The following is a 9,674-nucleotide window of genomic DNA, read 5'->3' as shown; positions in this document are numbered from 1 at the left end:
AGCTCTTTTATGAGTTTTGAGAAATTCGTCATCAGGGCAAACTACCTATTGTGAGGTGAATAAGTTGTCTAGATTCTATCTATAATAGCATTTTTTGTCTGACTTTTCTCAACGTTCAACACTTCTGGTGCATGAGTTTCACCCTGGTATTTCGGTAAAACGGGATAATGAGGGTTTAGAAATTGATCTATTATAACGGTGTGCAGTCGTATGAGGTACAGTGTCACGAGCTATAAACCATGCTAGGCAAAGCTTGGTTTGTATCTCACTCAAGCGCTTACCGCTATATTTTTGACCGTAGGCACTCTCATCGAATTTTATTTTAAGTTAATTATTTGCATAACAATTCCCGAAGAGCCAAAGTTTTTTGTTGCGAATATGTAATGATTTTTGACAAAAGTAAATTCTCACCCCCAAAAATTCGCTTCTTCTTAGTCTTCTAAGCTAATCTTGACGAGATTAATTTCCCATCGGTAAAGTCAAAACCGGGCTCTTCTGGTTTCTGTGTGGAAACGAGGTCTATACTGATAGAATATCCGCAAAATAGTCTTAAAAGTCTTGTCCAGTAAGCATTTCACGATTCCATAAGCAAAAATTATCACACAAAGCCGAGAAGAGCCAAAACCGTTATCGACGAGACGATTATAAAGTCGCGGACAACCTAAAGCTAGGGATTTTCCTCACGGGATTTGGTGGGATTAAGTAAGTAGTTATAATTAAATTGAAGATAGATTTTGCCTCTGATCCCCCCTGCCCCCCTTGATAAGGGGGGAAACTGATAGTTTTTAACACCTAACTACTTAAATTTCATCGTTTTCACCAAGCATTTTTGGGACTACAGTTCCAAAATTCGGGCTAGTCAAAGACTAAACCCGAACTTGACCGAGTTTTTTAATCCTCTAAACTAATCTTGACCGGATTAACTTTCCAAATCTCTTGACAATATTCCCAGATTGTGCGATCGCTAGAGAATTTGGCCATACGAACCGAGTTAAGAATCGACATCCGCGTCCACTTGTCCCGATCGCGATAAGCTTCACTTACCTGTTCCTGACAATCAGCGTAGGATTGATAATCAGCTAAAAGCATATACTGGTCATCGTAGAGGAGAGAATCAACGATCGGCCTGAATAATTCCTGGTCACCATGGCTAAAATAACCACTCTTAATTCGATCGATCACTCCCTTCAATTCGCGATTATTTTTGTAATAGCTCATCGGTTCATAACCGTGTGCCTTCTTAGCATAAACTTCTTCTGCTGTCAAGCCAAAAAGGAAGAAATTTTCTGCCCCTGCTTCCTCGCGAATTTCGATATTAGCGCCGTCCAGAGTCCCAATGGTGAGGGAGCCATTCATGGCAAACTTCATGTTACCTGTTCCAGAAGCTTCCTTACCCGCCGTAGAAATTTGTTCGGAAAGATCCGCCGCCGGATAGATGCGTTGACCCAAGGAAACGTTAAAGTTAGGCAGGAAAACCACTTTTAAACGACCTCTGACATCAGGATCCTTATTCACAATTTCAGCCACAGCATTAGTTAACTTAATGATTAACTTCGCCATAAAGTAACCGGGGGCTGCCTTACCACCAAAGATAAAAGTGCGCGGCACAATATCGATCTGAGGGTTCTGTTTAATGCGATTATAAAGGGCGATAATGTGCAGAACTGCCAGATGTTGGCGTTTGTATTCGTGAATCCGTTTTACCTGCACATCGAAAATCGAATTAACATCCACCTCGATATTGCGGGTTTTCAGCATATAAGCCGCTAAATCGGCCTTATTCGCCTGTTTAATTTCATACCAACGCTGACGGAATTCAGGATCATCAAGGTATTGTTCCAGTTTTCGCAATTCCTTCAGGTCTTTTAGCCAATTATCGCCAATTTTTTCGGTAAATAGTGCCGATAATTGGGGATTGCTCAATAAAATCCACCGGCGCGGGGTGACACCATTGGTTTTATTGTAGAATTTTTCCGGCCAGAGCATGGCAAACTCTTTCAGGGTGTCTTTTTGCAGTAACTCCGTGTGTAAGGCAGCGACTCCGTTAATCGAGTGACTACCCACACAGGCTAAATTAGCCATGCGAATTTGTTTATTACCCCAACCAGCTTCTTCAACTATCGACAATTTGCCCAATAATTCCTCGTTATCGGGAAACCAAGTCCGCACATCGTCGAGGAAAAAGTGATTGATCAGGTAGATAATTTCTAGATGTCGGGGTAGCAATTTCCCGATCAGATCCGCCGACCAACGTTCTAGGGCTTCTGGCAATAGGGTATGATTGGTATAAGCGAAGGTTTTTTGGGTAATTGTCCAAGCTTTTGACCATTCTAAGCCGTTTTCATCCACTAACAAACGCATTAACTCAGCGATCGCAATGGCGGGGTGAGTATCGTTAAGTTGAATAGCGGCGGTTTCGTGGAAATTTTGCAGATTTTTGTGGCTTTTTAGGTGAATGCGAATTAAATCTTGCAGGGAAGCGGCCACAAAAAAGTATTGTTGGGCCAGACGTAATTCGCGACCGGCGGGGGTGTTATCGTTGGGATAAAGGACTTTAGAAATGGTTTCCGCGTCCATTTTTTCAGCCACGGATTGATCGTATAACCCGGCGTTAAAAGCCTCAAAATTAAACGATTCACTCGCTTCTGCTTTCCAGAGACGCAAAGCGTTCACCGTGTTGGTTTTGTAACCTGGGACGGGGGTATCGTGGGGAATGGCTAAAACCCGGCGTTCCGGCAGCCATTGTACCCGTTCCTGTCCCTTATCATCGTGATAGATTTCCGTCCGGCCACCCAGTTTTACTTCCACACTTTCATCGGGACGGGGTAATTCCCAAGGATTGCCGAAGCGTAGCCAGTTATCGGGGATTTCCACCTGCCAACCGTCTTGGATCATTTGATGGAAAATGCCAAATTCGTAGCGGATACCGTAACCGATGGCGGGAATTTCTAGGGAAGCCAGAGAATCAAGGAAACAAGCCGCTAAACGCCCTAAACCCCCGTTTCCGAGGCCGGGATCTGGTTCCTGTTCGATAATTTCCTCAAAATCAAGACCTAATTCCTCGAGCATCTCTTTGATTCGGTCATAAATACCCAAATTAGCGAGATTATTACCTAAATACCGCCCCATGAGAAATTCGGCGGAGAAATAGCAGACGAGTTTAACTTTTTCTTGTTTGTAGGTGTCGGTGGATTTCAGAAAACGACGCAGCAGGCGATCGCGAACGGTGTAGGCAAGGGCGACATAGTAATTGTAGGGACTAGCATTAGTGCGGTTAACCCCTTGCAAATAAAACAGATTGTCCAGAAAAGCCCGTTTTAGGGTTTCGGGACTCATGCCCGTGCGATCGTCTTCAATTAAAGTGGGGCATTGAAGCACTTCACGCCCATCAGCTAGGGTATAGGTTGTCTCCATGGGTTTTTGTTGTCCATATATTCGGGAGTCGATCGCCGATCAGACCTGATGACGATATCCTTTATAGTTTACTTGTTACCTTTTGGAGAGACTCAGACATTTAGACTTCTATTGGTTTTCAGCCGAGCGGCGATCGCAATTGCCGACAAAAAAAGGGTGAACCCTGTCCACCCTCCCACAATTATTCACAAAAAAAGCTTAATAGCGTTTTTTTCTGTCACCACCACCACCATTGAAGGGCGCACGCTCTTCACGATCGCGGGCTTCGTTAACTTTAATTGATCGCCCCATCCAGTCAGCACCATCTAGTGCCTCAATTGCGGCGGCTTCCTGGGCTTTACTTTCCATTTCCACGAAGGCGAAACCGCGTTTGCGCTGTGTCTCTTTGTCAACGGGAATATGAACCCTCTTAACCTTGCCGTACTCTGCAAAGACATCGACCAGATCTTCTTGGGAAATCTCGTAAGAGAGATTACCAACAAAAATAGACATAATACTTGAATCCTCGAACAATACTCGAAACGGTGTGGAGACACAAAATTCAGGGAGAAGCCGAACAATACTAAAGTAAAAGACTTACCGGATTAATACTGGAAACGAACTTGAACACTAATCTTGACTCTCGTCTCGATCATAACACGAAAGGACTGGAGTTAATGTTAACTTTTATTCTTCAGGGGAAGAGACTGTTTTGGCTATCGGTGGCTACTCCCTCAACCGCCAGCTTTTTTCTCCCGACGAAATAACCAAATCATCAGGGCCACCACACCGATTTGTAGGGCAAAATTGGGTAAGGCGGTGGCTACGTCCCTGCCTGCCGCTAATTGGGCCAGAAAAACCACCGCACCGATAAAACCAGAAGCACCTAAACCGAGATAGATAAACTGCCGCAGACCTCGGTAGGGATTAGCCGCTTCCTCTTTCAAGCGGGCGTATTTTTGGGGATCAAGTCGAGGGGATTTGCTCATAAAAAAATCTTTCTAGCTTTGTATCTATTGTCTGTGATATAATCGGGAACTGGCAATGTGCCGATGTAGCTCAGTGGTAGAGTAGTTGATTCGTAATCAATTGGTCGTGGGTTCAAATCCCATCATCGGCTTGGGGTTTTACCTCCCGGAAGTTGACTAGGAAATACCGAAGTCCGGCTGAATAAATCCAAAAACCTTGTTGGATAAGACTTTTAGACTTTTTGTCCATCCAAAAGTGTCGGACGCCGGAGTGATCGGAATGGGCAAAACCCCACACCCCACACCCTGCTCTCACCCACCAACTTTTCCGGCAAACCCTAGTTACTAAAGAAAAGGTTGCATAATTTCTGTGATCGCTTGACGTTGGCAATCGTCATATCCCCAGCGTTCTAGAAAGGCTTGATATTCTCCTTGTCCTGTGTTTAAACTGGTGGCTAATTGTTGTAATTTTTCCCCCAAGGCCTGCGATAATAACTGCTTAATTAGTTGACCAGTTTTTTCTTGGACTTTCTCAGAACCTCGGGCGTTTTCTTCGTCTCCTTGACTGCGATGATAGATAACCATTGCCGTGGACATAGCCAGATTTTTAACTAATAATTCATTCACCAATATCGGGGAAGTTTTTAAAGCGGTGATTACCTCCAAACTAGGATGTTCTGTATAGGGTAAATCGCTGGTTAAATAAGTAACAAAAAATCCTCTAGCTCCATTTTCTGTTGAGACTAGATCAGTAAGTTTTTCATTGATCACATTGGCATCTAAAAACTCAATTTGACTTAGTAAGTATTGAGTTTGTTGGATGGCATTTTCAAAAGTTATACCCATAACATCAATAGCCTTCTGTAAAGTTTAAGAGAAAAATACTAAGCATCTAAAGCATTTAACCAATTAGTTAAATCCTCCAATGTCGAAAAATCCAATAAAGCTTCCCCCACTCGTTCTAGATCATCAATATTCAAGGTCATAATCCGACTCTCTAGAGCCACATCAATAGCTCCTAACTTACGTTTAATCAGACGAATAATTAGATTTCTTTCTCTTGCTAAACCCTGTTCTAAACCCTGTTCTAAACCCCGTTCTAAACCCTGTTCTAAACCCCGTTCTAAACCCTGTTCTAAACCGCGGCGCATCCAACTGGTGGTAATCTGCATAACTCCCTCCTGTTCGGGTTGAATAAATGTGCTAATCTCCTGTTGAAATTCTATCTCCTCGGATGAGTTGAGATTGAGATAGGTATCGACAAAGCCTGAAATCAATTGCATTCTAGCGGCATCTAATCTTAATGTTACCAATAATCTTAGACATTGTGCCTTAACTTTTGCTCTATCGCGAGGGGCAATTTTCATCTTAGCCATCAAAGCGGATGCGACGGGATTAGCTTGATTGATAAAATCTCGCCAATTCAAGCGATTTAACTGGACAACTTGATAGTTAAATTCTAGCACTTTTAAGTCAGGAAACTCAATTTTATATTGACGAATTGCTTCTTTTTGTGGACGATCATAGGAAAATATGACAATGGGATAAACCGGTAAGGCAAATTTTTGATGCAGACGAGCGAAATAAGTAAACATTCGCCGATTAAATTCTGGTTGAGAGCTAGACTGTGCTTCTAGATGAATTAAGAAAAATGATGATTGTCCTCGAAATTGAACTTGGGCGACTAAATCACTTTCATACTTTTCTCCTTCCGTGATATCGGTAAAGACTTCTTTGTCTAAAAATGTGATCTGATTAGGCTCTAAATAATTGATAATCTCAGGAAAAAACAACTGAATAAATTCAACAAAAAAAGTCGCAATTAATTCCTTAAATAAACGATCATGGTCAATAACATTATTCATACATAGCAGTTATCCTAATGGTGAGGTAGAAAGTTTTCGTTTTGAGGAGTCGGTCGCTCGTCGTCGATATCAAAATTAGGTTACACTTCATCTTGAGGAGAAAGGCGGTCAATTACTCGTTAAGAGGGGAAGCGAGGCAATTCGAGCATTTGTACTAAAATATCCAAGAGACGGCTAACTGCTATATTTTCTGATGACGATATAAATAGCAAAAACTATAGACGAATAGCTATGAGCTTTGGTGAAGAATTTCAATTACTGCTGCGGGCCCGTTATCCTCTCATCTATGTTACCACCCTAGAAGAAGAACGTCTCGAAAAAGCGATCGCCGATATTGCTAAACAGAGCAATAACCGTGCTGTCTATGTTTGGGATTTCGTGGATGGTTATCAAGATAATCCCAATAATGAGAACTTTGCTCGGCGTAATCCCCTGCAAGCTCTTGAATTCGTCGAAAAGCTGCCGTCTAACATCGCCGCCATCATAATTTTGCGGGATTTCCAGCGCTTTTTAGAAGATATTTCCATCGCCAGAAAATTGCGAAATCTCGCCCGTTCCTTGAAATCTCAGCCTAAAAACCTAATTATCGTCGCTCCCGAACTGTCCATCCCCTCGGATCTAACCGAAGTAATCACCGTCGTCGATTTTCCCCTCCCCAGTGGCGAAGAAATCAAACAGGAAATCCAGCGATTAATCGCTGCCACCGGACAACCCGTCAAAGAACCACTCCTGGATGAATTAGTGCTTTCTGCCCAAGGATTGTCCCTAGAGAGAATTCGTCGGGTTTTGGCCAAATGTTTAGCCAGTCACGGCAAAATTGAGCCAGAGGACGTGGAATTAATTTTGGCAGAAAAACGCCAATCGATTCGTCAAACCCAGATATTAGACTTTTATCCCGCCACAGAGCAGATTTCTGACATCGGCGGACTAGATAATCTCAAAGACTGGCTGATTCGTCGCGGTGGTGCTTTTAGTGAACGCGCCCGCGCCTACGGTTTACCCAATCCCCGGGGTTTACTATTGGTGGGGATTCAGGGGACGGGTAAATCCCTGACAGCGAAAGCTATTTCCCATCATTGGCACTTGCCGCTACTGCGTCTAGACGTGGGGCGTTTATTTGGCGGATTGGTGGGGGAATCGGAATCACGCACCCGTCAGATGATTAATCTCGCTGAAGCTTTAGCTCCCTGTGTGCTGTGGATAGACGAAATCGATAAAGCTTTCGCCGGAGTGGATGGGAAAGGCGACGGAGGAACCACCGGGAGGGTTTTCGGGACTTTTATCACTTGGTTAGCGGAGAAACAATCGCCGGTTTTTGTCGTCGCTACAGCTAATAACATCCAATCTTTGCCCCCGGAAATGTTGCGAAAAGGACGCTTCGATGAGATATTTTTTGTCGGACTACCTAGCCAAAAGTCCCGCGAGGAGATTTTTAGCGTTCATCTGGGGAAAGTCCGGCCCCATAATCTAAAAAGTTATGATATAAAGCGACTAGCCTACGAAACTCCCGATTTTTCGGGGGCAGAAATCGAACAAACCATCGTGGAAGCGATGCACATCGGGTTTAGTCAAAATCGCGACTTTAGCACCGATGATGTGCTTGAGGCCGCTAGTCAGATTATACCCCTGGCCCGCACTGCTCAAGAACAAATCCAGTTTCTACAGGATTGGGCCAAGTCCGGTAAAGCTCGTCTAGCCTCTCGCGATGATCGTTTTAATGTTAATCCTAACAGTTAATTTAGCACCAATATGAAGCGTTTATCTGGTTTATTGCAATTTATGGTCGGTTTTGTATTGGGAGTGGCGATTTTAGTCGGTGGAGCTACTGCTGTCGCCTATATGCTTCTCTCTGGCATGAATTCTAATCCTCCTAAACCCGTCTTTACCGAGGAGAAAAAAGAGGAAACTAAGGAGGAAAAAGCTGCTAAATCCATCCCCACTACTCCCGTCCAAGAACAACCCCAAGCTGAGGTGAAAGAGTCTCCCACAGCTGCACCAGCACCAAAAGCTGCCCCGAAACCCAGTCCCGAAGCAAGAAAAAAAGAAACCACATCCGAGGGTTATCAAGCGCGGGTGACATGGCAAAGCGGTTTAAGTCTGCGCTCTCAACCTACCAGTGAATCTACTCGTCTCGGCGGTCTGGATTATAATACTAAAGTCAGTGTGGTGGGAACCAGCAGCGATGGGCAATGGCATCGCGTGCGTCTGTCCGATGGTCGCGAAGGTTGGATTAAAGCGGGTAATATTTCCAGAGTTCAATAAGGTGTAGGGTGTAGGGTTTTACCCATTTTCAGGGAAAAAGTCCCGGAATTTTCCCCCCGCTCACTCCAATGGCCGGCACTTTTTAAGGGGAAAAAAGTCTAAAAGCTTTATCCAAAAAGGTTTTTGACCTGTTAAAATCCGATTTTCGCAGCATGAAAATCGGATTGGGACTCTCAAAAACCTTGCATTATCCTTCTTTTAGTACATAAATTGGTACGAAAAGAGAGGGCAACAAGGCCTGAAACTCCCGACTCCTGACGACCGGCTCCTGACTCCTTAACCCCACCAACAAACTTTTTCAGCACACCCTATTTAGAAGGGATAGATTTTCTAAATCTATCCCTTTCCCTTAATTCAAGAACGATTATCGCGATTAACTTTTCTGATTAACCAATAACTTGCCGCTAAAGCTAAGGTTCCCACGGTGAGGGCAATTAAATCATCTTTACTGTATTTGTTGGGATCAAAAATAATAATTTTTCGAGAGATGGCAATTAAAGCCGTAACTACGACTAATTCAACCTGTACGATGTGTTTTCTTAGGTAAGCAGTGATGTTTTCTAATAACTCTAAGGCAATTAAAATATTGAGAAATAATCCGAAGATTTCAATTAAAGTTTTGCCAAAAAAACCGATGGGTTCCGTAGTAAATAAATCTCGGATTAGGATAACTACTAGATCATAAAGAGAAACAATAATAACAATAATTAAGGCTACGGATAAAACCTTAGAAACTAAGTTTTCAACGACATGAATCGACCTCATGAAATTTTCATCGCGCCATTGTTGTCCGAAATTGATAATTAGTTTCCGTATCTGTTTGAGCATGATTGATTAAGTAAAAAGTAAAAATTATTATTGTATTTGACTGCTAATTGTTCTATTTAGTTAACAAGTAAGCTGATTCCACCTTAATCCCCCCTTGATAAGGGGGCTGCTGATCCCCCCTTAATCCCCCCTTGATAAGGGGTGCTGATCCCCCCTTAATCCCCCCTTGATAAGGGGGGTGATGATCCCCCCTTAATCCCCCCTTAATAAGGGGTGATGATCCCCCCTGAATCCCCCCTTGATAAGGGGGGCATCTGACAATTTTTAACATCTACCCAGTTAGAAATAATTTTACTTGAAGAAGGCTTCCCTAGAAAAAAAATCTAGGTGCGATCGCTTTTAAGTCAACCGCACCCCA

8 protein-coding genes, 1 tRNA gene and 1 pseudogene are annotated in these 9,674 nt (G+C 43.3%); 4 read left to right on the top strand and 6 right to left on the bottom strand.

Going from position 1 to position 9,674, the window contains the following annotated elements:
* Positions 1-127 precede the first annotated feature (127 nt).
* Positions 128-193 (top strand): annotated as a pseudogene (locus IQ234_RS03410) (DUF3782 domain-containing protein); the annotation flags it as partial.
* Between the two features lie 698 nt (positions 194-891).
* Here the strand turns inward: IQ234_RS03410 and IQ234_RS03405 are convergent.
* From IQ234_RS03405 to IQ234_RS03395, 3 genes are all read right to left on the bottom strand, one after another.
* Positions 892-3,414: a glycogen/starch/alpha-glucan phosphorylase gene (locus IQ234_RS03405; protein WP_193956043.1), complete on the bottom strand. Its 2,523-nt coding sequence runs from the start codon at positions 3,412-3,414 to the stop codon at positions 892-894.
* 198 nt (positions 3,415-3,612) lie between these two features.
* Positions 3,613-3,906: an RNA recognition motif domain-containing protein gene (locus IQ234_RS03400; protein WP_110578765.1), complete on the bottom strand. Its 294-nt coding sequence runs from the start codon at positions 3,904-3,906 to the stop codon at positions 3,613-3,615.
* A 221-nt stretch (positions 3,907-4,127) separates the two neighbouring features.
* Positions 4,128-4,382, bottom strand: coding sequence for a DUF3493 domain-containing protein (locus tag IQ234_RS03395; RefSeq protein ID WP_002751490.1), 255 nt, complete (start codon positions 4,380-4,382; stop codon positions 4,128-4,130).
* A 59-nt stretch (positions 4,383-4,441) separates the two neighbouring features.
* Between IQ234_RS03395 and IQ234_RS03390 the strand changes: the two genes are divergently transcribed.
* Positions 4,442-4,513, top strand: a tRNA-Thr gene (locus IQ234_RS03390).
* A 193-nt stretch (positions 4,514-4,706) separates the two neighbouring features.
* Here IQ234_RS03390 and IQ234_RS03385 read toward each other — a convergent pair.
* Both IQ234_RS03385 and IQ234_RS03380 read right to left on the bottom strand, forming a co-directional pair.
* Positions 4,707-5,207: a hypothetical protein gene (locus IQ234_RS03385; protein ID WP_193956042.1), complete on the bottom strand. Its 501-nt coding sequence runs from the start codon at positions 5,205-5,207 to the stop codon at positions 4,707-4,709.
* Positions 5,208-5,245: 38 nt separating this feature from the next.
* On the bottom strand, positions 5,246-6,226 hold the full coding sequence (locus IQ234_RS03380; protein ID WP_193956041.1) for a DUF4351 domain-containing protein: 981 nt from the start codon (positions 6,224-6,226) through the stop codon (positions 5,246-5,248).
* Between the two features lie 231 nt (positions 6,227-6,457).
* On the opposite strand from IQ234_RS03380, the gene IQ234_RS03375 reads away from it, so the two are divergent.
* Both IQ234_RS03375 and IQ234_RS03370 read left to right on the top strand, forming a co-directional pair.
* Positions 6,458-7,963 (top strand): AAA family ATPase, encoded by a 1,506-nt coding sequence (locus IQ234_RS03375; protein ID WP_002766416.1) that lies wholly within the window; start codon positions 6,458-6,460, stop codon positions 7,961-7,963.
* Positions 7,964-7,975: 12 nt separating this feature from the next.
* The gene (locus IQ234_RS03370; protein WP_193956040.1) at positions 7,976-8,488 is read left to right on the top strand and encodes an SH3 domain-containing protein; all 513 of its coding nucleotides are present in this window, start codon (positions 7,976-7,978) and stop codon (positions 8,486-8,488) included.
* Positions 8,489-8,842: 354 nt separating this feature from the next.
* Here IQ234_RS03370 and IQ234_RS03365 read toward each other — a convergent pair whose 3' ends face one another.
* Entirely contained in the window at positions 8,843-9,316 is a 474-nt protein-coding gene (locus IQ234_RS03365) for a phosphate-starvation-inducible PsiE family protein (RefSeq protein WP_193956039.1), read from the bottom strand.
* Between the last annotated feature and the right edge of the window lie 358 nt (positions 9,317-9,674).

The organism is Microcystis aeruginosa LEGE 91341 (assembly GCF_015206885.1).
Lineage (GTDB): Bacteria > Cyanobacteriota > Cyanobacteriia > Cyanobacteriales > Microcystaceae > Microcystis > Microcystis aeruginosa_H.
Note: the sequence above shows the minus strand (reverse complement) of the source record. Positions and strands in the feature narration are given on the sequence as shown.